The 20,586-nt window shown below is 58.9% G+C and carries 24 protein-coding genes; 13 read left to right on the top strand and 11 right to left on the bottom strand.

Going from position 1 to position 20,586, the window contains the following annotated elements:
• The first annotated feature begins 349 nt into the window (after window positions 1–349).
• From KPG71_RS10990 to KPG71_RS10975, 4 genes are all read left to right on the top strand, one after another.
• Window positions 350–1,030, top strand: coding sequence for a phosphatidylserine decarboxylase (locus KPG71_RS10990; RefSeq protein ID WP_216338122.1), 681 nt, complete (start codon window positions 350–352; stop codon window positions 1,028–1,030).
• 5 nt (window positions 1,031–1,035) lie between these two features.
• Complete coding sequence (pssA, locus tag KPG71_RS10985) at window positions 1,036–1,791, top strand: CDP-diacylglycerol--serine O-phosphatidyltransferase (RefSeq protein WP_216338121.1); 756 nt, start codon at window positions 1,036–1,038, stop codon at window positions 1,789–1,791.
• Window position 1,792: 1 nt separating this feature from the next.
• Complete coding sequence (locus tag KPG71_RS10980) at window positions 1,793–2,413, top strand: class I SAM-dependent methyltransferase (protein WP_216338120.1); 621 nt, start codon at window positions 1,793–1,795, stop codon at window positions 2,411–2,413.
• A gap of 72 nt (window positions 2,414–2,485) precedes the next feature.
• Entirely contained in the window at window positions 2,486–3,709 is a 1,224-nt protein-coding gene (locus KPG71_RS10975; protein WP_216338119.1) for an MFS transporter, read from the top strand.
• Here the strand turns inward: KPG71_RS10975 and KPG71_RS10970 are convergent.
• From KPG71_RS10970 to KPG71_RS10960, 3 genes are read right to left on the bottom strand one after another with little or no spacing between them, the layout of a single operon-like run.
• Complete coding sequence (locus KPG71_RS10970) at window positions 3,692–4,273, bottom strand: Smr/MutS family protein (RefSeq protein ID WP_216338118.1); 582 nt, start codon at window positions 4,271–4,273, stop codon at window positions 3,692–3,694. The two genes, KPG71_RS10975 and KPG71_RS10970, sit on opposite strands and share 18 nt — an antisense overlap.
• Window positions 4,270–5,310 carry a murein transglycosylase A gene (locus KPG71_RS10965; protein ID WP_216338117.1) on the bottom strand — a complete coding sequence of 347 codons (1,041 nt, stop codon included), beginning with the start codon at window positions 5,308–5,310 and terminating at the stop codon, window positions 4,270–4,272. Before KPG71_RS10965 ends, KPG71_RS10970 begins: the two co-directional genes overlap by 4 nt.
• Window positions 5,307–5,969 (bottom strand): Tim44/TimA family putative adaptor protein, encoded by a 663-nt coding sequence (locus KPG71_RS10960; RefSeq protein WP_216338116.1) that lies wholly within the window; start codon window positions 5,967–5,969, stop codon window positions 5,307–5,309. The genes KPG71_RS10965 and KPG71_RS10960 overlap by 4 nt, the downstream gene beginning before the upstream one ends.
• 109 nt (window positions 5,970–6,078) lie before the next feature.
• Here KPG71_RS10960 and KPG71_RS10955 point away from each other — a divergent pair, with 109 nt between their 5' ends.
• Complete coding sequence (locus KPG71_RS10955; RefSeq protein WP_216338115.1) at window positions 6,079–6,576, top strand: FxsA family protein; 498 nt, start codon at window positions 6,079–6,081, stop codon at window positions 6,574–6,576.
• Between the two features lie 59 nt (window positions 6,577–6,635).
• Window positions 6,636–7,139 (top strand): protein-export chaperone SecB, encoded by a 504-nt coding sequence (gene secB, locus KPG71_RS10950; RefSeq protein WP_216338114.1) that lies wholly within the window; start codon window positions 6,636–6,638, stop codon window positions 7,137–7,139.
• A gap of 1 nt (window position 7,140) precedes the next feature.
• Here secB and dnaQ read toward each other — a convergent pair whose 3' ends face one another.
• From dnaQ to KPG71_RS10930, 4 genes are read right to left on the bottom strand one after another with little or no spacing between them, the layout of a single operon-like run.
• The gene (gene dnaQ, locus KPG71_RS10945; RefSeq protein WP_216338113.1) at window positions 7,141–7,875 is read right to left on the bottom strand and encodes a DNA polymerase III subunit epsilon; all 735 of its coding nucleotides are present in this window, start codon (window positions 7,873–7,875) and stop codon (window positions 7,141–7,143) included.
• The gene (gene coaE / locus KPG71_RS10940; protein ID WP_216338112.1) at window positions 7,868–8,461 is read right to left on the bottom strand and encodes a dephospho-CoA kinase; all 594 of its coding nucleotides are present in this window, start codon (window positions 8,459–8,461) and stop codon (window positions 7,868–7,870) included. Before coaE ends, dnaQ begins: the two co-directional genes overlap by 8 nt.
• Window positions 8,458–9,291: a shikimate dehydrogenase gene (locus KPG71_RS10935; protein ID WP_216338111.1), complete on the bottom strand. Its 834-nt coding sequence runs from the start codon at window positions 9,289–9,291 to the stop codon at window positions 8,458–8,460. Before KPG71_RS10935 ends, coaE begins: the two co-directional genes overlap by 4 nt.
• The gene (locus KPG71_RS10930) at window positions 9,288–9,887 is read right to left on the bottom strand and encodes a Maf family nucleotide pyrophosphatase (protein WP_216338344.1); all 600 of its coding nucleotides are present in this window, start codon (window positions 9,885–9,887) and stop codon (window positions 9,288–9,290) included. Before KPG71_RS10930 ends, KPG71_RS10935 begins: the two co-directional genes overlap by 4 nt.
• Before the next feature lie 415 nt (window positions 9,888–10,302).
• Here KPG71_RS10930 and hemJ point away from each other — a divergent pair, with 415 nt between their 5' ends.
• The 7 genes from hemJ (at window position 10,303) to KPG71_RS10895 (ending at window position 17,682) form a co-directional block, all read left to right on the top strand.
• Window positions 10,303–10,752, top strand: a complete 450-nt coding sequence (gene hemJ, locus KPG71_RS10925; RefSeq protein ID WP_216338110.1) for a protoporphyrinogen oxidase HemJ — start codon at window positions 10,303–10,305, stop codon at window positions 10,750–10,752.
• 133 nt (window positions 10,753–10,885) lie between these two features.
• Complete coding sequence (gene rho, locus KPG71_RS10920; protein WP_216338109.1) at window positions 10,886–12,157, top strand: transcription termination factor Rho; 1,272 nt, start codon at window positions 10,886–10,888, stop codon at window positions 12,155–12,157.
• 25 nt (window positions 12,158–12,182) lie between these two features.
• On the top strand, window positions 12,183–13,469 hold the full coding sequence (gene mnmE, locus KPG71_RS10915) for a tRNA uridine-5-carboxymethylaminomethyl(34) synthesis GTPase MnmE (protein WP_216338108.1): 1,287 nt from the start codon (window positions 12,183–12,185) through the stop codon (window positions 13,467–13,469).
• Window positions 13,470–13,481: 12 nt separating this feature from the next.
• Complete coding sequence (gene mnmG, locus KPG71_RS10910) at window positions 13,482–15,344, top strand: tRNA uridine-5-carboxymethylaminomethyl(34) synthesis enzyme MnmG (protein ID WP_216338107.1); 1,863 nt, start codon at window positions 13,482–13,484, stop codon at window positions 15,342–15,344.
• Window positions 15,341–15,952 carry a 16S rRNA (guanine(527)-N(7))-methyltransferase RsmG gene (rsmG, locus tag KPG71_RS10905; RefSeq protein WP_216338106.1) on the top strand — a complete coding sequence of 204 codons (612 nt, stop codon included), beginning with the start codon at window positions 15,341–15,343 and terminating at the stop codon, window positions 15,950–15,952. The genes mnmG and rsmG overlap by 4 nt, the downstream gene beginning before the upstream one ends.
• Window positions 15,945–16,754 carry a ParA family protein gene (locus tag KPG71_RS10900; RefSeq protein WP_073035071.1) on the top strand — a complete coding sequence of 270 codons (810 nt, stop codon included), beginning with the start codon at window positions 15,945–15,947 and terminating at the stop codon, window positions 16,752–16,754. The genes rsmG and KPG71_RS10900 overlap by 8 nt, the downstream gene beginning before the upstream one ends.
• Window positions 16,755–16,770: 16 nt before the next feature.
• Complete coding sequence (locus tag KPG71_RS10895; RefSeq protein WP_216338105.1) at window positions 16,771–17,682, top strand: ParB/RepB/Spo0J family partition protein; 912 nt, start codon at window positions 16,771–16,773, stop codon at window positions 17,680–17,682.
• Here KPG71_RS10895 and KPG71_RS10890 read toward each other — a convergent pair.
• Genes KPG71_RS10890 through rph form a run of 4 tightly spaced genes read right to left on the bottom strand, consistent with a single transcriptional unit; the run spans window position 17,666 to window position 20,490 of the window.
• Window positions 17,666–18,019, bottom strand: coding sequence for a YbaN family protein (locus tag KPG71_RS10890; protein WP_216338104.1), 354 nt, complete (start codon window positions 18,017–18,019; stop codon window positions 17,666–17,668). The two genes, KPG71_RS10895 and KPG71_RS10890, sit on opposite strands and share 17 nt — an antisense overlap.
• Before the next feature lie 3 nt (window positions 18,020–18,022).
• Window positions 18,023–19,180, bottom strand: a complete 1,158-nt coding sequence (hemW, locus tag KPG71_RS10885; RefSeq protein ID WP_216338103.1) for a radical SAM family heme chaperone HemW — start codon at window positions 19,178–19,180, stop codon at window positions 18,023–18,025.
• Entirely contained in the window at window positions 19,173–19,781 is a 609-nt protein-coding gene (gene rdgB, locus KPG71_RS10880; protein WP_073035067.1) for an RdgB/HAM1 family non-canonical purine NTP pyrophosphatase, read from the bottom strand. The genes hemW and rdgB overlap by 8 nt, the downstream gene beginning before the upstream one ends.
• On the bottom strand, window positions 19,774–20,490 hold the full coding sequence (gene rph, locus KPG71_RS10875; RefSeq protein WP_216338102.1) for a ribonuclease PH: 717 nt from the start codon (window positions 20,488–20,490) through the stop codon (window positions 19,774–19,776). The genes rdgB and rph overlap by 8 nt, the downstream gene beginning before the upstream one ends.
• Between the last annotated feature and the right edge of the window lie 96 nt (window positions 20,491–20,586).

The following is a 20,586-nucleotide window of genomic DNA, read 5'->3' as shown; positions in this document are numbered from 1 at the left end:
GCAAAAGTGTCTTCGAACAATTTATCATTGAGGATTGGGCCGCTTTCTTGTGCATCTGTGCCTTCTTCGTCACAAAAGTGCCAACGTATCAAGGACTTACGCCAATAAGTAGTACCTGCGCCCCGAATGCTAAACTTTGGCTATGCCGTGACCCGGAAAGAATGCCGCCTCTGTGCGCCTCACCCCCCAACCACCCCACTTGCGTCCATCATGGACGCACCCCTCCCGACCCCCTCCATGTTTCGTACAAAACGCGCGTACACATCGTACAAAACGTACGAAACGCGCGGGCTAGGCAAGGGGGTGGAATTGGCGTATTTCCGGCTGATCCAAGTCAGCGGGGCCGCCTATGAACATGCTATCCACCTTCGTCAAACCCATGCATCCCGAGGGGCGCAAGTTCGTGGCGATCTTTGCCGCGATCACCCTTGTCCTGTTCCTGATCTGGGATGTTCTGGGCTGGGTCGGGGTTGGACTAACCATCTGGTGTTACTACTTTTTCCGCGACCCCGAGCGGTATTCTCCGCAGCGCCCCGGCCTGATCCTCAGCCCCGCGGACGGCATCGTTTCGCTGATCGAACCCGCCGTTCCCCCGTCCGAACTGGGCCTGCCCGATGTCGCCCTGACCCGCGTCAGCGTCTTCATGTCGGTGTTCAACTGCCACATCAACCGCGCCCCCGCCCCCGGCGAAATCACCGCCGTCTCCTACCGCCCCGGCAAATTTTTCAACGCCTCCCTCGACAAGGCCAGCAAGGACAACGAACGCAACAGCTTGTTGATCCGCATGGACGACGGACAAGATCTTGCGGTCGTCCAGATCGCCGGATTGGTGGCCCGCCGGATTGTCTGTTTCGTAAAACCCGGTGATCGTGTAGGGTCGGGCGAAAGGTTCGGGCTGATCCGCTTCGGCTCGCGTCTCGATGTCTACCTGCCCCAGGGGGTCCACCCCCATGTGCGCGTAGGCCAGACGATGATCGCCGGCGAAACCGTACTGGCCCGAACCGACCCGCAGGAACCCAAACAGGCCTAAGCCACATGCCACAACGGCCCGAAAAGTCGATCACAGACATGACCATGGTTCGGCTGCTGCCGAACCTCATGACCCTCGCGGCCATCTGCGCCGGGTTGACCGCTATCCGCCTGACAATGATGGAAAATTACGTCGGGGCGGTTCACCTGATCATCCTCGCCGCCATTCTGGACGGGCTTGACGGACGGGTCGCCCGGCTGGTCGGAAGCGACAGCGAATTCGGGGCCGAGCTGGATTCACTGGCCGATTTCCTGAACTTCGGCGTCGCCCCTGCGTTGATCCTGTATTTCTGGGGGCTGCAGGACATGGGCAGTTTCGGCTGGACTACGGTCCTGGCCTTCGCCGTCTGCTGTGTACTGCGGCTGGCCCGGTTCAACGTCAGTGCCCGCAACCCCGACCCAACCACATCCGGCCCCCATTTCACCGGCGTCCCGGCACCCGCCGGGGCCCTGTTGGCGCTGGCGCCGATGTTTCTGTCTTTCGCCTTTGCCGACCGCCCCGCCCTGCCGGGCCTGGCCTTGAGCTTTTACCTGCTGATCATCGGCCTGTTGATGACCAGCCGCATTCCCACGATCTCGCACAAATCCCTGCGGCTTTCACGCGATGGGTTGCCGGTTATCGTGGTTTGTTTCGTGCTTTTGCTGGTCGCCCTTTTTGTGTTCGAGTGGATCACCCTGTTGGCAATGTGCGCCCTGTACCTTGCCACTGTTATCCGTTCTCTGATTACCGAAATTTCCAAAACAGACAGGACCCCATCCTGACATGGATCTCAAAGCCATTGAAACATCCTATGCCCGATGGGCACCGATTTACGACGCGACATTCGGCAATATCACCAATGTGGGCAGGCGCCGGGCGGTGAGCCTGATCAACCAGCACCCCGGTCGTATTCTTGAGGTCGGCGTCGGCACCGGGCTGTCGCTGCCGCTGTACGATCCGGCCTGCCGGGTCACGGGGATCGACTTCAGTGAAAAGATGCTGGCCAAGGCCCGCGACAAGGTGATCGAACGCGATCTGACCCATGTCGAAGACCTGCGCCAGATGGATGCGCGTCACCTCGATTTTCCCGATAACAGCTTTGATACCATCGCCGCGATGCATGTTCTTTCGGTCGTTCCCGAACCCGAGCGCGTCATGGCCGAGATCGCCCGCGTCTGCAAGCCGGGCGGTCGCGTGGTGATCACCAATCATTTCGTGCGCGAACGCGGCTTCATGGCGTTCCTTGAGCGGGTGACCGCGCCATTTGCAAACGTGCTGGGATGGCATTCGGATTTCCGGATCGACACCGTTCTGCGCGATGATCTGCACGTCACTCAGCAGGGAAAATTGCCGCCCATCGGGATGATGACGTTCCTGGTGATGGAGAAGCCGCGCGCCTCCTGACGCATCACGTCGCAATGCAGGTCGCGTTCGAATGCCCCTTTCCTTTGGTCCCATTTCATCGGACGAAAGGTCATGCAGATTTTCGCCTTTCTTCGTGACAATGCCCGCTGGCTGTCCGCCGGGGTTTTGCTGACCTTTCTCAGCAGTTTTGGCCAGACATTCTTTATCTCGGTTTTCGCCGGGGAAATCCGTGAAGCGTTTCAGCTGTCGCATGGTCAGTGGGGAGGCATTTACACGCTCGGCACCGGTGCGTCGGCGGCGCTCATGGTCTGGGCGGGCGGGCTGACCGACCGCTTTCGCGTGCGCGCTCTAGGCACCGTGATATTGCTGATGTTGATGGCGGCGTGCCTGTTCATGGCGGTCAATCCCGTCTGGTGGTTGCTGCCCCTGGTGATCTTTGCCTTGCGTTTTACCGGTCAGGGCATGACCAGTCATATCGCCGTCGTGGCCATGTCACGCTGGTTCATCGCCACGCGGGGCAAGGCGCTGTCCGTCGCCACACTCGGCTTCGCAGCGGGCGAGGCGCTGTTGCCGCTGATTTTCGTGGCGCTGATGATCCACTATGACTGGCGGTTGCTCTGGGTGCTGGCGGGGCTGATCGCCGTATGCGGAATCCCGGTGCTGTTGCTTCTGCTGCGGCAGGAACGCACCCCGCAATCCATGGCGCATCTCAGCCAGTCCAGCGGGATGAAGGGCAAGCACTGGACCCGCCGCCAGACCCTGCACCATTTCCTGTTCTGGTTCATGGTGCCCGCATTGCTGGGCCCGGCGGCGTTCAACACCGCGTTCTTTTTTCATCAGGTTCATTTCGCCGACATCAAGGGCATCGCTCATGTGGAACTGGTTGCCATGTTTCCCTTTTTCACAACGGCCTCCATCGGCGCGATGGTACTTTCCGGTTGGGCGCTGGATCGGGTCGGCACCGCCCGCTTGATACCTTTCATGCAATTGCCCATGATCGCGGGTTTCGTATTGTTCGCACTGGCCGATGGCCTGCTGACCATCTTCCTCGGCCTGTTTTTCATGGCGCTCACCACCGGGGCGAACACGACTCTGCCCAATGCCTTCTGGGCAGAATTCTATGGCACCCGCCACCTCGGGGCGATCAAGGCCATGGCCGCCGCGATCATGGTTCTGGGATCGGCCATCGGGCCGGGGATCACCGGAATGGGGATTGATCTGGGCCTGGGGCTCGAGGCGCAATACCTGTGGGTCGCGGGCTACTTCGTGTTTGCCAGCGCGATGATGGCCATCGGGATTGCCCGCGCGCGACCCCTGCTATCGCTGACGCCTTAGATAAACGTAATAAGCGCCGCCGCCGCCATGTTTCAGGTGTGCCTCGGTCACCTGCAGAACCACCGCCGCAAGCGGCGGCGTCGACAACCACTGAGGCACGTTATGGCGCAACACGCCGCGCCGCACCGGGATCGGCCCGCCCTCATCGCGCGATTTGCCCTTGCCGGTGATCACCAGAACCATGCGCTTGCCGTTTTCATGCGCCCGCAGGATAAACCGCATCAGCGCCGGATGCGCCTGATCCATCGTCATGCCATGCAAATCCAGCTTGCCCTCGGGCACGACCTTGCCGCGCTTGAGCTTGCCATAAGTCTTGCGATCCATCCGAACCGGCTGTGCCGCGATGCTGTGCGAAATATCCGGCGCGATGTCATGCCCGTGCCGTGACGGCGCAGCCTTCTGACCCAGTTCAAACCCTTCGATCCGCGCCTTGGGCAATTTGGCGGGCGACGGTTTGGGCAAGGGCTGTTCGCTGCGCTTCCGTTCGGGGTGCAATCGCTCGGTCGTCTTGGCGACCTTGCGCCACAATTCCAGTTCTTCGGGCTTCAACCGGCGGCGTGTCACGGCAGCAGCTCGGTCAGCATGGCAAAGGCGCGCTGGATCGGCATCAAGACCACCATCCGCCCCGGATCGCGCAGCTTTCCGGCCGCGCGCCCGGCGGCATCGCCAGTGCCAAAGAAAATATCGGCGCGCTGCGGTCCCTTGATCGCCGATCCGGTATCCTGCGCCACCATCAGGCGATGAATGGGGTCTTTGCCCGCTTTCTCGATCCAGACGGGCGCGCCAAGCGGCACATAGTCCGGGTCCACCGCTATCGTTCGCCCCGCGGTCACCGAACGGTTCATCGCACCGAGCGGCCCCTCCCCGGCTGGAACCGAGTCGATCCGCCTGAAAAACACATAGGAAGGATTGTGAAACAGCAATTCGCGCCCCTTGACGGGATTGCGCCTGACCCAGTTCTTGATCACCTCTGCCGAAACCTGATGGGCCTTGTAAACACCGCGCCGCACCAGTTCGGCGCCGACCGAGCGGTAGTTGTGGCCATTCTTTCCGCCATAGCCCACGCGGATCACCCGGCCATCCGGCAGCCGAACCCGGCCCGAGCCCTGAATTTGCAGAAAGAACAGCTCGACAGGGTCATCCACCCACACAATCTCCAGCCCCCGGCCATGCATGATATCGCCGGATTCGATCTCGCGGCGGGTCAACCAGGGGCTCATCACACGGGATTCGGGCGGCACACGATAGACCGGATAACGATAGCGTTCGCTCGGCTGCAAAGCGCCGTTCAGTTCCGGCTCGAAATAGCCGGTGAACAGGGCACTCTTGCCATTCTCGATCATGACAGGACGAAAGAACAATTCGAAGAATGGCTTGGGGTCCGGCTTTTGCTGGGCCAATGCACAAAGGGCCTGCCAGTCGGGGTCTTTCATATCGGGGCAGGTGTTCAGGAAAACGTCCAGCGCCCGCGCGTGGTTGTCCTCCTCCCAGCCGTCCAGGTCGTCAAATTCGACGATCTTGTGGGTCGTCTCGTCAAGGGCGGCAAGGCTGCCCGCGCAGGACAGCCAGAACACCACTGCGGCCCACAGCCCCCGGATCATTCGCCCGTGGCAACAAGCCGCCAGTTCGGATCGCCCGAGCCCATGATTCGCTCGAACGTCCAGCTGTCTTTCTGGCGCTTGGGCTGCGTTGCATTGCCTTCGATGATTTCGCCATTGGCGTCGCGCACAACCGAGGTCAGTTCACCTACGAAACGCACGGTGATCTCGGCGCTGTTGGTTTGCTGATCGAATGTCGCAGCGGCCAGGCGGGTTTCACGCACGCCCAGAAATTCGGCTTCGACGCTCAGGCCCTGCTCCTGACGGGAATCGACGACCTGGGCAAAAGCCTCGTAGACATCTTCGGACAGGAACGGCGTCACATCTTCCAATGTGCCACGCTCGAACGCCATCAGGATCATTTCATAAGCGCCGCGCGCGCCTTGAAGGAATTCACCCACGCCAAATGACGGCTCCACCCGTTTCATCTGGGCCAGCGCATCGGCGGCGTCCGAGCCTTCCGGCACGTTATCCAGGATATCGTAATCCGGCCCGCCCTCGATCACTTCGAAGTTTTCACGGCGCTGCGTATTGTCGGTAGCCTGCTGCCTGCGCGCGGGATCTTCAAACCCATCGCGGGTGCCCAGAACGCTTTTCAGGCGCAAAATCAGGAAAATGGCGATTCCGGCCAGCACCAGAAGCTGTAGAAGGGGGGAATTCATGGACACCTCTTGTCATGCAGGCATGGTATCGTGCGTTGCTCGCACTTATGTAGGTGACACTTGCGGGCAAGTCCACCTTGCACGCGGTCATGAAAACGGAGTTTCAGCGATGTGGCTTTTTCTGGCCTTTCTGGCGGTTCCCCTGATCGAGATCGCGCTGTTCATTCAGATTGGCGGCGCAATCGGTCTGTGGCCGACCCTGGGGATCGTCATCATCACCGCCATCATGGGCACCTGGCTGGTGCGCACACAGGGCGCGATGGCGATGGGACAATTGCGCCGGTCGCTTTCCGAACTCGACGATCCGTCCGAACCGCTGGCGCATGGCGCAATGATCCTGTTCGCGGGGGCCTTGTTGCTGACTCCGGGGTTTTTCACCGATGCCGTGGGCTTTGCCCTGTTGATACCGCCTGTCCGGCACGCGGCCTTCAACTATATCCGCAAACGGGTTCATGTTCAGCGTTTCGATATGGGCCCGAACGGGCCACAGCGGCATCACGATCCTCGCACGGGACGTAACCCCGATGTGATAGAAACCGAATATCACGAGGTCGACCCGGCCAATCGCCCCTCTCAAGGCAATTCAGGCTGGACGACTAGGCATTGAGGCCGATCGGCCATCCTGCTAAGCGTTCTGCCAACAAATTTTCATACCGGAGATGACCCATGGCCGAACAGGAAACCGGCGCAGCAGAACAACAGCCCCAAGTCCGCATGAGCACCCTGACGCAATTCGTTCGCGATCTTTCGTTCGAAAACGTCCTGTCGCAACGCGGCACCGGTGGCGATGTCAATCCCGAGATGCAGGTGGCCGTCAATCTGGACGCCAAGAAGCGCTCGGCTGAAAATCAGTATGAAGTGATCGTCAAACTTCGCGTCGACTCCAAGAACAAGGGCAGTGATCAGGTCCTGTTCGTCTTGGAAATGGAATATGCCGGTGTTTTCCATATCGAAGGCGTGCCGGAAGAACAGATGCATCCGTTCCTGATGATCGAATGCCCGCGGATGCTGTTCCCGTTCATTCGCCGCATCATCAGCGATGTGACCCGTGATGGCGGCTTCCCGCCGCTGAACCTGGAAAACATCGACTTCGTTCAGCTTTACCGCAACGAAATCTCCCGCCGTCAGGCCGAGGCCCAGGCAGAACAGAAAGATCAGCCCGTCAGCTGATCTAATTCAGTTTTTTCCAAAGCGCGCCGTCGCCCAGGCCATCGACAAAGGCCGCATGGGCGGCGGCTTCTTTTTCGCTCAGACGCGAAGGCAAGGGTTGCGGGCGCGGCTGCGGACGCCAATCAGACTCCGCCCCGGCGCTGCCCCCGCTGCCCGCCGACCCGGTCGACAATCCGAAATCCGGTTGCCGGCCGCCGATCAGTTCCAGATACACTTCGGCCAGAATTTCCGAGTCCAGCAATGCGCCGTGCAAGGTGCGCGACGAGTTGTCGATACTGAACCGCCGGCACAGCGCATCAAGCGATGCAGGCGAGCCGGGAAAGCGCTTGCGCGCCATATCCAGCGTATCAATCGCCTGTTCCCACGGCAGCTGCGGCAGGTTCATCCAGCCCAGTTCGGCATTCAGGAACTTCATGTCGAACGCCGCATTGTGAATCACTAGCTTGGCGTCGGCGACGAATTCAATGAATTTATGGCCCACATGCGCGAACAACGGTTTGTCCTTCAGCGTCACCTCACCATCGCGCGGCGGGCGCGGTTCGATCAACAGGTCGGGGCCGATGCCATGTACCTCGAACGCTTCGTTGGGCATGTCGCGTTGCGGGTTGATATATTCGTGAAAGGTCCGGCCCGTCGGCATGTGGTTATAAAGCTCGATCGCACCGATTTCGACGATCCGGTCCCCCTGGTGAGGATCAAATCCCGTGGTTTCGGTATCGAGAACGATTTCACGCATGTTTCAGCCTGTCCCTGATTTGCCTGACGACATCCTGAACCTGTTGACCCGCATGCTCAAGCGTATCGGTTTCGATCACGAAATCCGCACGGCGGCATTTTTCGTCGTTCGGCATCTGCTTGGCGCGGATGATTTCAAACTGCGCCTCGCTCATCGTGCCCCGCGCCAGAACCCTCTCACGCTGTAGTTCTGGTGAAACAGTGACACAGGCAGTCGCGTCCATTCCTTTGTCTGCGCCCGTTTCAAACAGCAATGGAATATCCAGAACCACGATATCCGCCGTACTTTCATGGATGAAATCCGCGCGGTCCCTGGCGACAAGCGGATGCACGATCTTCTCGATCCTCTCCAGGGCCGTTTCATCCTGCGCGATAATCGCTTTCAACTGATCACGCGAGACCGCACCATCAATAACAGCCTCGGGGAAAACATCACGTATCGGGCCAACCGCCGCGCCACCTTTGGCATAAAGACGGTGAACAGCCGCATCCGCATCCCACAGCGCACAGCCTTCCTCGGCAAACATCCGGGCGGTCGTGGATTTGCCCATTCCGATCGAGCCGGTCAGCCCCAGAAGAAAGCTCATCGCAGAACCGCGGCGCGCGTGGCGCTATCGACGGTCGGGCGCATTCCGAACCAGCGTTCAAACCCCGGAACGGCCTGATACAACAACATTCCCAACCCATCCACCGTGGTGCAGCCCATCTTTTCGGCTTCCAGTAACAAGCGCGTCTTGAGCGGCGCATAGACCAGATCGGTCACCACGGCATCCTTGCGCAACCCATCCAGCGGCACACGCAACGGCGGTTTGCCCATCATGCCAAGCGAGGTGGTATTCACCACGGTCAGCGCATCTTCCAGCATGTTGCCCGCCTGGACCCAATCCACGACACTCAGGCGCTTGCCGAAATCCGCCTGCAACGCTTCGGCACGCACCCGCGTCCGATTGGAAATCAGGATCTCAGGAACGCCCGCATCCAGCAGTGACGCCACAATCGCCCGCGCCGCGCCCCCGGCCCCAAGCACCGCCGCCGGTCCGGCCGCCGGAGCCCAGCCGGGCGCGTTCTCACGCAGGTTCTGAATGAATCCATACCCGTCCGTATTATCCGCGTGAATCTTGCCGTCCTTGCGAAAAATCAGTGTATTCGCCGCACCGATCAACGTGGCCCGATCCGTAACCAGATCCGCCAGTTCCATGACCTTTTCCTTGTGCGGCACCGTGACATTGACGCCGACAAAACCCATCTTTGGCAGTGTCCGCAGCACCTGTTCCAGATCGTCAGCGGCCACATCCATCGGGATATAAAACCCCTTCAGCCCATTCACCTTCAGCCAATGGCCATGCAGTTGCGGCGATTTGGAATGCGCTATGGGCGAGCCGATCACACCCGCCAACGGTATTCGCTCCTGACTCATCCTTCCAGATCCCCCCTCAGCGTCAGATAAGACAGCAGTTCAAGCAACGGCAGCCCCAGAACGGTAAAGTAATCGCCCTGCACCTGAGAGAAAAGGCGCACGCCTTCTTCTTCCAGTTTATAGGCTCCGACCGAATGGCGAATGCTGTCCCAGTTCCGTGCAATATAGTCGTCCATATAGGCGTCGGAAAACTGCCGCATCAGCAGGCGCACCAGACCCACATGCCGCCAAACCGGTTTGCCGTTTTCACAGATCACCGCAGCAGACAGCAATTCATGCCGTTTGCCCCGCATCGCTATCAACTGTGTTCTGGCCGTTTCCGGGCTTTCGGGTTTCGTCAACAGCTGCCCCTGAAGGTTCAGGACCTGATCGCACCCGATGACCAAAGCCTCCGGGTGCTTGGCACTGATCTTTTGCGCTTTCATCTCGGCCAGCGCATCGGCGATGTCCCGCGCGCCCGCATCCTCCGCAAGCATCGCATCGCGCAGCGCCTCTTCGTCCACGCGGGCGGGCACGACATCGAACACAACCCCGGCATTGCGCAACAGCGTCGCCCGGATGTCAGAGCCCGATGCCAGGATGATCTGCCGCATGATGTGGACAACCTCTTGGATAATTTAACGGCTGTTTAAGAACTGTTGGGGCATAATTCCACACCGTTCCTTCGATCCTCGTTCAAAGGACAAGTTTCACGGCGTTTCCAAACTGTTCTTCCCGTGTGGATTTGGAAAACGACCTATCCTGAATAGGCGGTGAAATCCATCAACCATCCGCGATTTCATCACCTTGAAATCGCAGGTGATAATTTCTTATCCATTTGAAAATAAATCATTTATTAAATTTCCCTCAGAAATTCCATAATTCTCTACATCGTTATCCACAGATCCGAAATCCTGTCGAAAACACGTGGACAATTGCATAATCCACAGTCAATCGCCCTCCTACAAAGAACATCATCTTTCTTATCTATTTATTTATTTATAAAGAGGGGCAGACAAAGAAGGCGATGAGATGAGTGATCTTCTGATAACGCTCTACCCCTGGGTCAAGGCGTTCCATATCATGGCTGTCATCTCATGGATGGCGGGCCTGTTCTATTTACCTCGCCTGTTTGTCTATCATACCGAGCAGTCCAGCCCCGGCGATAGCCGCGACGAGGTATTCCAGATCATGGAAGACAAACTGTTTCGCGTGATCATGACTCCGGCAATGTTCGCGTCCTGGCTGGCCGGGCTGATGATGGTCATGACACCCGGTATCGTCGATTGGGGCGCCGTCTGGCCCTATGTCAAAGGTGCCAGTGTTCTGGGCATGACCGGGTTTCACTACTGGCTCGGTTTGCGGAGCGAAGATTTCGTAGCGGGCCGCAATACCCTCTCCGGGCGTCAGTATCGCATGATGAACGAGGTTCCGACCGTTCTGATGGTGCTGATCGTGGTGGCGGTTGTCGTGCGCTTCTAGCGTCGTTGACTCCGCCGTTGCTGACGCTTATGTAATCGCTCAGCGCCCGTCCGGGTGGCCGACTTTCCAGACCAGAGAATGACACCACGCAGCGTCACGCCTGCGCACAGTTCGTGTCAAAAGGATTTCCAACATGTCCGACGACCGCCTTAACCTGTCCGATCTCAAGGCCCACGCCGCCAAAGACCTGCTCGCGATGGCAGAAGAGCTCGAGATCGAAAACGCATCGACCATGCGCAAGGGCGAAATGATGTTCCAGATCCTGCGCGAACGCGCGGATGAGGGCTGGACAGTCTATGGCGATGGGGTTCTGGAAGTGTTGCAGGACGGGTTCGGGTTCCTGCGCTCGCCCGAGGCGAACTATCTGCCGGGCCCCGACGATATCTATGTATCGCCTGAAACCATCCGTCAGTATTCGCTGCGGACCGGGGACACGATCGAAGGTGAAATTCGCGCTCCCGAAGAGAACGAGCGGTATTTCGCGCTGACCAGCGTCGAGCAAATCAACTTCGAAGAGCCCGAGCGTGCCCGCCACAAGATCGCATTCGACAACCTGACGCCGCTTTACCCGGATGAACGCCTCAAGATGGAAGTCGACGATCCGACGGTCAAGGATCGCTCCGCGCGGGTGATCGACCTTGTCGCGCCTATCGGCAAAGGCCAGCGGTCCCTGATCGTGGCGCCGCCGCGGACGGGTAAGACGGTGTTGCTGCAGAATATCGCCAGCAGCATCGAAAAGAACCATCCGGAATGCTACCTGATCGTCCTGCTGATCGACGAACGCCCCGAAGAGGTGACCGACATGCAGCGCTCGGTCAAGGGCGAGGTCATCAGTTCGACCTTTGACGAACCGGCCGGGCGGCACGTGGCCGTGGCTGAAATGGTTATCGAAAAGGCCAAGCGACTGGTCGAGCATAAACGAGATGTTGTTATTCTTCTCGACTCGATCACAAGACTTGGTAGGGCTTATAACACCGTGGTCCCCTCCTCCGGTAAGGTTTTGACCGGTGGTGTGGACGCCAACGCCCTGCAACGGCCCAAGAGGTTCTTTGGTGCCGCCCGGAATATTGAAGAAGGCGGATCGCTCACAATTATCTCGACCGCGCTGATCGACACCGGCAGCCGGATGGACGAAGTGATCTTCGAGGAATTCAAAGGCACCGGTAACTCGGAAATCGTCCTGGACCGCAAGATTGCGGATAAGCGCGTATTCCCGGCCATCGACATTCTGAAATCCGGCACCCGGAAAGAGGATCTGTTGATCAACAAGGTGGACCTGCAGAAAACCTTTGTTCTGCGGCGGATTCTCAATCCGATGGGCACCACGGATGCCATCGAATTCCTTCTGTCCAAGCTTAAACAGACCAAGACGAATACCGAGTTCTTCGATTCTATGAACACCTGACGCGGGCCGTCACCGGGGCAACCCTATGGATACGATCTATGCTCTTTCAACGGCGCAAGGCAAAGCCGGCGTCGCAGTAATCCGCGTGTCCGGCACGCGAGCGTTTGCTGCCGTCAAGGCTCTGGCTGGAGATGTACCGCAGCCGCGCAAGGCATCGTTGCGCGTATTGAAAGACCGTGACGGGGTTCGTCTGGACGAGGCCTTGGTTCTGACCTTTGCCGAAGATCACAGTTTTACAGGCGAAGAAACCGTTGAGTTTCAGGTTCACGGTAGCACCGCCGTTGTGGCCGCCGTTCTTGAAGCACTATCCGATATCGACGGATTGCGGCCCGCTGATCCGGGTGAGTTCACCCGCCGGGCAATGGAAAATGGCCAGCTCGATCTGGCTCAGGTCGAAGGCCTTGCCGATCTGATCGAAGCCGAGACAGAGGCACAGCGCCGCCAGGCCCTGCGCGTATTGTCCGGTGATCTGGGCCAGCGCGCCGAAGACTGGCGAAAAAACCTGATCCGTGCGGCCGCCTTGCTTGAAGCGACGATTGATTTCGCGGATGAAGAGGTTCCCGTCGATGTGTCGCCCGAAGTTACCGATCTTGTCGAGTCCGTCGTTGCCAGCCTGCGAAAGGAAATTTCCGGCGTCAGCACCGCGGAACGTATTCGCTCGGGGTTCGAGGTGGCCATTGTTGGCGCGCCAAATGTCGGTAAATCAACCCTGTTGAATGCCCTGGCGGGGCGCGACGCGGCGATCACATCGGAATATGCCGGAACTACCCGCGACGTGATCGAGGTTCGGATGGACCTTTCCGGCCTGCCCGTAACCCTTCTGGACACTGCCGGACTTCGTGAAACCGAGGATGCGGTGGAATCCATCGGGATAGATCGCGCGCGGCAAAGGGCGCAGATGGCCGATCTGCGGGTGTTTCTGGTAGAAGGCGATGCCGCCCCGGATTTGGCGCCCGAAGAGGATGACATCGTTTTACGGGCCAAGGCCGATCTTCTTGGGGAAGCCACAGGAGCGATCTCGGGAAAGACCGGAGCGGGAATCGCTCAGTTGGTTGACCGGCTCACGGATACCCTGAAATCCCGGGCCTCGGGTGTCGGTATCGCGACGCGCCTGCGGCACAAGCAGGCAATGGAGCGAGGCCTGACGTCGCTGGAGGCTGCGCTTGTTCTTTTACCGCAAGGTGAAGATCAGGCCGATATCGCCGCCGAAGAATTGCGCACTGCTATCCGCGCCCTTGATTCTCTGGTAGGACGCATAGATATCGAAAACGTTCTGGATGAAATTTTCGCAAGCTTCTGCCTTGGGAAATGAGGAGTGTTTCACGTGAAACATTTTGACGTCATTGTTATCGGCGGAGGGCACGCGGGCACGGATGCCGCGCATGCGGCGGCGCGCACAGGGGCATCGACGGCCCTTGTGACATTGAAAAAATCCGGCATCGGCGTCATGTCCTGCAACCCGGCGATCGGTGGTCTTGGCAAGGGCCACCTTGTGCGCGAGATCGACGCGCTGGATGGCGTGATGGGTCGTGTCGCGGACAAGGCGGGCATCCAGTTTCGCTTGCTCAACCGCCGCAAAGGCCCCGCTGTGCAAGGGCCTCGCGCACAGGCAGACCGCAAGATTTATCGCGAATCCATGCTGGCTGAGACTGAAGCACAGGAAAACCTGGAGATTATCGAAGGCGAAGCTGCTGATTTCCTGATGCAAGGCGATCGCGTGACCGGTGTCATTCTGGCCGATGGCAGTGAAATTCAGGCAGGCGCGGTTGTGTTGACCACCGGAACTTTTCTTCGCGGGGTCATCCATATCGGGGATGTATCGCGACCGGGTGGTCGTATGGGCGACAAACCGTCAATCCGTCTGGCTGAGCGAATCGACAGCTTCGACCTTAGCCTTGGACGTTTGAAAACTGGCACGCCCCCGCGCCTTGACGGGACAACGATCAATTGGGATGGCCTTGGTGAACAGCCCGGCGATGACGATCCGGTTTTGTTTTCTTTCCTGTCCGACGCGCCCTCTGCACGTCAGATATCCTGTGGGATCACGCATACGAACGAGAAAACCCACCAGATCATTCGCGATAACCTGGATCGCTCGGCGATGTATGGGGGGCATATTGATGGCGTCGGCCCGCGATACTGTCCGTCCATCGAGGACAAGATCGTGCGTTTTGCCGACAAGGATTCCCACCAGATTTTCCTTGAGCCCGAAAGCCTGTCTGACAGCGTGATCTACCCGAACGGGATTTCGACCTCCCTGCCCCAGGATGTTCAGGAAAGCTATGTCCGTTCGATCAAGGGGCTTGAGAACGCGGTAATCTTGCAACCGGGCTATGCGATTGAATATGATTATGTCGATCCGCGCGCGCTGGATGCGACGCTGGCGGTCAAGTCCGTGCCGGGCCTATATCTTGCGGGACAGATCAATGGAACCACAGGATATGAGGAGGCAGCAGCTCAAGGTCTGGTCGCCGGCTTGAATGCCGCGCTGTCGGTCAAGCGCCGTGACCCTGCGATTTTCAGCCGCTCTGACAGTTATATCGGCGTGATGATCGACGATCTTATCACCCGTGGCGTCAGCGAACCCTATCGCATGTTCACCTCACGCGCCGAATTCCGGCTTTCGCTGCGAGCGGACAATGCCGACCAACGGCTGACCCCGCTTGGAATCGCGCTCGGATGCGTCGGGGATCATCGGCGCAGGGTGTTCGAGGATAAAATGACCCGACTGACCGCAGCCCAAGGGCGCATTGAACAGCAGAGCTATACTCCACGGCAGCTTGCCGATATCGACCTCAAGGTCAATCAGGATGGCACGCGCCGCACCGGCTTTCAGCTTTTGGCGTTTCCGGACATCGGGTTTGATCAACTGATCGCGCTGGACAGTTCTTTGGCGGATATCGACGATGAGTCGCGTCGGCAACTTGAGAAAGATGCGCTTTACGCCAACTATATCGAGCGCCAGAAGCGTGACGTTGAGATGATGAAGCGCGATGAGTCACAGGAAATCCCCGGCGATTTCGACTTCGGTGCAATTGATGGCCTGTCCAACGAATTGCGATCAAAGCTTAGCGCTGCCCGCCCGGCTAATCTGGCGCAAGCCGGACGTATCGATGGCATGACGCCTGCGGCGTTGACCTTGCTTCTGGCCCGCCTGCGCATGGAAAAGCGGGAAAAATCCGCATGAGCGCCTTTGACGGCCTGAATGTTTCACGTGAAACATTTGAGCGACTGAAGATTTACGAATCCCTTCTTCACAAGTGGAATCCACGCATAAATCTTGTTGCGCGCTCGACTTTGGACAGCGCATGGAAACGGCATATTCTGGATTCCGCGCAAATATATCATCTGGCCCCACATCCGGTGGCGCACTGGGTTGACCTAGGGTCGGGCGGCGGATTTCCCGGCCTCGTGGTGGCAATCATGGGCATGGAGGCCGACTCCCCCGCTGCTGTGACCCTCGTTGAAAGCGATACCAGAAAGTGCACATTTTTGCGCACCGTGATTCGGGAAACCGGCGCACAGGCCAAGGTTATCAATGACCGCATCGAAAACATTGATCCGTTGCAAGCCGACGTTCTTTCGGCGCGCGCCCTTGCGGATTTGACCACGCTTCTGGGCTTTGCTGACCGGCATCTGAGCAAAACCGGCATGGCCATATTCCCAAAGGGCGAATCCTGGGCAAAAGAGCTGTCGGATGCCGAAAGAGCGTGGAGTTTCAGCCATCGAGTTGCTAAAAGCAAAACTGAAACCGGCCCCGTCATTCTGACCTTTACAGGAGTCGCCCGTGCCTGACCCCACTCGCCCTCGCGGCCCCAAGATTATCGCAATCGCCAATCAAAAAGGGGGCGTTGGCAAGACAACGACGACAATCAACCTGGGATCGGCCTTGGCCGAGGCGGGACAGCGTGTTTTGATCGTCGATCTCGATCCGCAGGGGAACGCCTCTACCGGCTTGGGAATCGAAGCGGACGAACGGGAATACACGACCTACGAGCTTTTGCTGGAAGAAATCGAACTTTCGCAGGTCGTGCAGGACACCGAGATCGACAATCTCAAGATCGTACCGGCCACCGTTGACTTGAGTTCGGCGGATATCGAGTTGATTTCAAACGAAAAACGCAGCTTCCTGTTGCATGATGCCCTGCGTCAGACGGCGATGGACAGTTACGGGCTCGATTACATCCTGATCGACTGTCCGCCGTCTTTGAACTTGCTGACCGTCAACGCGATGGTTGCCGCGCATTCCGTTCTGGTCCCGCTGCAAAGCGAGTTTTTCGCGCTCGAGGGGCTTTCGCAGCTGATGTTGACGATTCGCGAGGTCAGGCAATCGGCCAATCCGAATCTCAGGATCGAAGGGATCGTCCTGACCATGTTCGATGCGCGCAACAACCTCTCGTCTCAGGTCGAACAGGATGCGCGCGACAATCTGGGCGATCTGGTCTTCCAAACGCGGATTCCGCGAAATGTTCGCGTCAGCGAAGCGCCCTCCTATGCGCAGCCCGTTTTGCAATACGATACCGCATCCAAAGGTGCACAAGCCTATCGCGATCTTGCACGCGAATTGATGTCAAACCAGACGCGCGCCGCCGCATAATCGAAGGAGCCGGATCATGGCCGATAAAAAAACCAAGCAACGCGGTCTGGGCCGCGGTCTGTCTGCTCTTATGGCCGATGTGAATGAAGATTCCGCGCAAACGGGCGACACCCCCAAATCGGCGGATCGCGTTGTGCCGATCGAGAAGATCAGCCCCAACCCGGATCAGCCCCGGCGCAGCTTTGACAAGGAGGCGCTCGACGATCTGGCCGCGTCGGTCAAGGAAAAGGGCATCATCCAGCCGCTTATCGTCCGCCCCAGGCCCGGCAAGGACGGGGAATTTGAAATCGTCGCCGGTGAACGCCGCTGGCGCGCGGCACAGATCGCTAAGCTGCATCAAATTCCGATCCTCGTGCGCGATTTCGACGATACCGAGGTGCTTGAGGTCGCGATTATCGAAAACATCCAGCGTGCTGACCTGAACCCGGTGGAAGAGGCCGCCGGATACAGCCAGTTGATGGAAAAGTTCGGCCATACTCAGGAAAAACTGTCCGAAGTTCTGGGGAAAAGCCGCAGCTACATCGCCAATGCCGTGCGTCTTCTGACCCTGCCCGGCGAGGTGCAGGAATACCTGCGCGATGGTAAACTGTCCTCCGGTCATGCCCGCGCCCTGATCACGGCGGATGATCCCGTTGCCCTGGCCCGCGAGGTGATCAAGAAAAACCTGTCCGTTCGCGAAACCGAAAGGCTCGCCAAAAAAGCCGCAACAAACATCTTTTCGGATGACGGCAAGACGAAAACCAGCAAGGCACCTGCAAAAGACGCCGACACCAAGGCGCTCGAAGGGGATCTGAGCGCAAACCTGGGGATGAAGGTTTCGCTCAATCACAAGCCGGGGCAGGAAAAGGGCCAGCTCACGATCGCTTACGATTCGCTGGATGAACTGGATACGTTGTGCCGTATTCTCAGCTCTAGTAGTCCGGCCTAGTCCAGATAAACACCAGAACGCAGATCAGAACGCCGCCCTGAATCATCAGGATCAGCGGGCGCAGCCCCATGATCAGCGACAGCAGGAAAACCCCGGCAATCGTAACCGTCGAAATGCGTTTGACCCGCGCGTTTATCGCGCCGCGGTCCTGCCAGTCCGCCACGGCGGGGCCGAATCTGGGATGCGTCAGCAGCCAGTTATGCAGCCGTTCCGAAGATCGGGCAAAACAGAACGCCGCCAACAGCATGAAAGGCACGGTCGGCAAAAGCGGCAAAACGACACCAATCATGCCCAGAATGACGCAAATTATCCCGAGCCCGGCCCAGATGACGCGCATTGCCTAGCTCCCGATCAGTTCTCGCAGGATCGAATTCAGGATCGTGCGCCCTCGCCGTGTCGCCCGAAGGTATGTCTGGCCCGTCTCGATCATGCCCAGATCCTGCAATTCCATAAACGCCTCGGGCGGCAGGTCATGCCCTGCCAGTGCCGTATACCTGCGCCGGTCGATTCCGTCGCGCAGCCGCAATCCCATCATCAGGTATTCATCCGCCTGATCGCCATGCGCGATAGCGTCGCGCAGCTTTTCGCCCGAACCAGACTCCGCCGCCGCCAGCCAACGATCCGGGTTCGACCAGGCTTCGGTGGCATAACGCTGTCCGTTCAGGGTGATACGCCCATGCGCACCCGGTCCGATCCCGGCATAATCGCCATAGCGCCAATAAATCAGGTTATGCCGCGATTCCGCGCCGGATTTGGCGTGATTCGAAACTTCATACGCCGCCATCCCGGCCGCTTCGCAAATCTCCTGCGTGGCCTCATACATATCTGCGGCCAGGTCTTCCTCGGGCAATCCGCGCAATCCGCCCTTGGCATACCGGTCGCCAAAGGCGGTGCCGGCTTCGATCGTCAGTTGGTAAAGCGAAAGGTGATCCACCGCCATGCTCAGCGCCTCACGCAACTCGGCCCGCCAATCACCGACGTTTTGATGTTGGCGCGCATAAATCAGGTCAAAGCTTACCCGATCAAAGTTTTTTCTTGCAATATCAAGGGCTTGGCTTGCCTCTGCAACAGTATGAATGCGCCCTAGGCGGCGCAGATCATCGTCATTCAAGGCTTGAATGCCCATAGACACACGTGAAACGCCGCCCTGGGCATAGGCACGAAAGCGGCCCGCCTCGACCGATCCGGGATTGGCCTCCAGCGTGACCTCCAGATCGTTGGCAATGGGCCATGTCCGGCGAATCCGTTCGAGGATCGTCGCCACCACGTCCGGGTCCATCAGGCTGGGCGTCCCGCCACCAAAAAAGACCGAATTCAAAACCCGGTTCGGCAACTCTTCTGCATAGCGGTCGATCTCGGATAAATAGGCCCCAAGCCAGCGGGATTGGTCGATTTCACGAGCAACATGGCTGTTGAAATCGCAATAGGGGCATTTGGCCTCGCAGAACGGCCAATGAAGATACAGGCCAAAGCCCCCGTTTTGCCAATCCTCAGCCAAAACAGCCCTTCACCAGCTTGGCGAAGGCATCCGCGCGGTGGCTGATCTTGTTCTTTTCCCAACGATCCATTTCGCCAAAGGTGATGTCATACCCGTCGGGCTGGAAAATCGGGTCATACCCGTGGCCCTCATCCCCACGCATCGGCCAGACGATCTGCCCCTCGACCGTGCCGGGAAACACCTCGTCATGACCATCGGGCCAGGCCAGAACAAGCGTGCAGCAAAACCGTGCCGTCCAGGGCCTGGGTTTGCCGGTTTCGCGCAGGCGGTCATGGGTCTTGCCCATGGCCATGATGAAATCGCGCCCCTTCTCTGTTTCGGCCCAATTCGCGGTAAACACGCCCGGCGCACCGTCAAGCGCGTCAATCTCGATCCCCGAATCGTCGGACAAGGCAGGCAGCCCCGTGGCCCTGGCGGCGGCATGGGCCTTGATCCGGGCGTTGCCGACAAAACTGGTCTCGGTTTCCTCGGGTTCCGACAGGCCCTTTTCCGCCGCGCCCACGACGCGCACACCGAAAGGTTCCAGCAGGTTGGCGATTTCTTCCAGTTTGCCCGCGTTATGCGTCGCCACCAGCAGGGTATCGCCGTCGAATTTACGCATCAATCGCCGCCTTCTGCGCTGCCATCAGTTCGGATACGCCCTTTTCGGCCAGATCCATCAGCTGGTTCATCTGGTCACGGCTGTATGTCGCGCCCTCGGCGCTCATCTGAACTTCGATCAACTGCATGTTGCCGGTCATGATGAAATTGCCATCGACCCCCGCTTCGCTGTCTTCGGGATAATCCAGATCCAGCACTGGCTGACCGGCATAAATTCCGCAGGAAACCGCCGCCACCGGCTCGACCAGAGGATCGCTGACGATATCGCCCGCTTTCATCAGCTTGTTCACCGCCAGACGCAAGGCCACCCAGCCGCCGGTGATCGCCGCGCAGCGGGTTCCGCCATCGGCCTGGATCACGTCGCAATCCACCGTGATCTGCCGCTCGCCCAGGGCCACGCGGTCAACGCCCGCGCGCAGGCTGCGCCCGATCAGCCGCTGGATTTCCACGGTGCGCCCGCCCTGCTTGCCGGCGGTCGCCTCGCGCCGCATCCGCGACGAGGTCGAGCGCGGCAACATCCCGTATTCCGCCGTGACCCAGCCCAGCCCGGCACCCTTCAAAAACGGGGGCACACGCGGCTCAAGACTGGCCGTGCACAACACATGCGTATCGCCCACCCGGATCATGCAGGACCCTTCGGCGTGTTTCGTGACATCGGTCTCGATTGAAACCGGGCGCATTTCGCTTAAATCTCTACCCGAAGGCCGCATGATATTTCCCCTCTCAAACTCTGTGTCGGGGATACAGCCCGCCCGCCTCGGATAGCAACCCCGATTGACCTTTTCCACATCCCGTCTTTAATGACG

It is taken from the genome of Roseovarius sp. PS-C2 (genome assembly GCF_018862045.1).
GTDB lineage: Bacteria > Pseudomonadota > Alphaproteobacteria > Rhodobacterales > Rhodobacteraceae > Roseovarius.
Note: the sequence above shows the minus strand (reverse complement) of the source record. Positions and strands in the feature narration are given on the sequence as shown.

Coding starts and splice junctions, on each gene's coding strand:
- KPG71_RS10980 (WP_216338120.1), top strand. CDS start 1,793: ATGGATCTCAAAGCCATTGAAACATCCTATGCCCGATGGGCACCGATT.
- secB (WP_216338114.1), top strand. CDS start 6,636: ATGGCCGAACAGGAAACCGGCGCAGCAGAACAACAGCCCCAAGTCCGC.
- pssA (WP_216338121.1), top strand. CDS start 1,036: ATGCCACAACGGCCCGAAAAGTCGATCACAGACATGACCATGGTTCGG.
- rsmG (WP_216338106.1), top strand. CDS start 15,341: ATGAGCGCCTTTGACGGCCTGAATGTTTCACGTGAAACATTTGAGCGA.
- rdgB (WP_073035067.1), bottom strand. CDS start 19,781: ATGCGTAAATTCGACGGCGATACCCTGCTGGTGGCGACGCATAACGCG.
- hemJ (WP_216338110.1), top strand. CDS start 10,303: ATGAGTGATCTTCTGATAACGCTCTACCCCTGGGTCAAGGCGTTCCAT.
- mnmE (WP_216338108.1), top strand. CDS start 12,183: ATGGATACGATCTATGCTCTTTCAACGGCGCAAGGCAAAGCCGGCGTC.
- rph (WP_216338102.1), bottom strand. CDS start 20,490: ATGCGGCCTTCGGGTAGAGATTTAAGCGAAATGCGCCCGGTTTCAATC.
- KPG71_RS10895 (WP_216338105.1), top strand. CDS start 16,771: ATGGCCGATAAAAAAACCAAGCAACGCGGTCTGGGCCGCGGTCTGTCT.
- dnaQ (WP_216338113.1), bottom strand. CDS start 7,875: ATGCGTGAAATCGTTCTCGATACCGAAACCACGGGATTTGATCCTCAC.
- KPG71_RS10965 (WP_216338117.1), bottom strand. CDS start 5,310: ATGATCCGGGGGCTGTGGGCCGCAGTGGTGTTCTGGCTGTCCTGCGCG.
- KPG71_RS10955 (WP_216338115.1), top strand. CDS start 6,079: ATGTGGCTTTTTCTGGCCTTTCTGGCGGTTCCCCTGATCGAGATCGCG.
- KPG71_RS10935 (WP_216338111.1), bottom strand. CDS start 9,291: ATGAGTCAGGAGCGAATACCGTTGGCGGGTGTGATCGGCTCGCCCATA.
- KPG71_RS10890 (WP_216338104.1), bottom strand. CDS start 18,019: ATGCGCGTCATCTGGGCCGGGCTCGGGATAATTTGCGTCATTCTGGGC.
- coaE (WP_216338112.1), bottom strand. CDS start 8,461: ATGAGCTTTCTTCTGGGGCTGACCGGCTCGATCGGAATGGGCAAATCC.
- KPG71_RS10960 (WP_216338116.1), bottom strand. CDS start 5,969: ATGAATTCCCCCCTTCTACAGCTTCTGGTGCTGGCCGGAATCGCCATT.
- KPG71_RS10975 (WP_216338119.1), top strand. CDS start 2,486: ATGCAGATTTTCGCCTTTCTTCGTGACAATGCCCGCTGGCTGTCCGCC.
- rho (WP_216338109.1), top strand. CDS start 10,886: ATGTCCGACGACCGCCTTAACCTGTCCGATCTCAAGGCCCACGCCGCC.
- KPG71_RS10990 (WP_216338122.1), top strand. CDS start 350: ATGAACATGCTATCCACCTTCGTCAAACCCATGCATCCCGAGGGGCGC.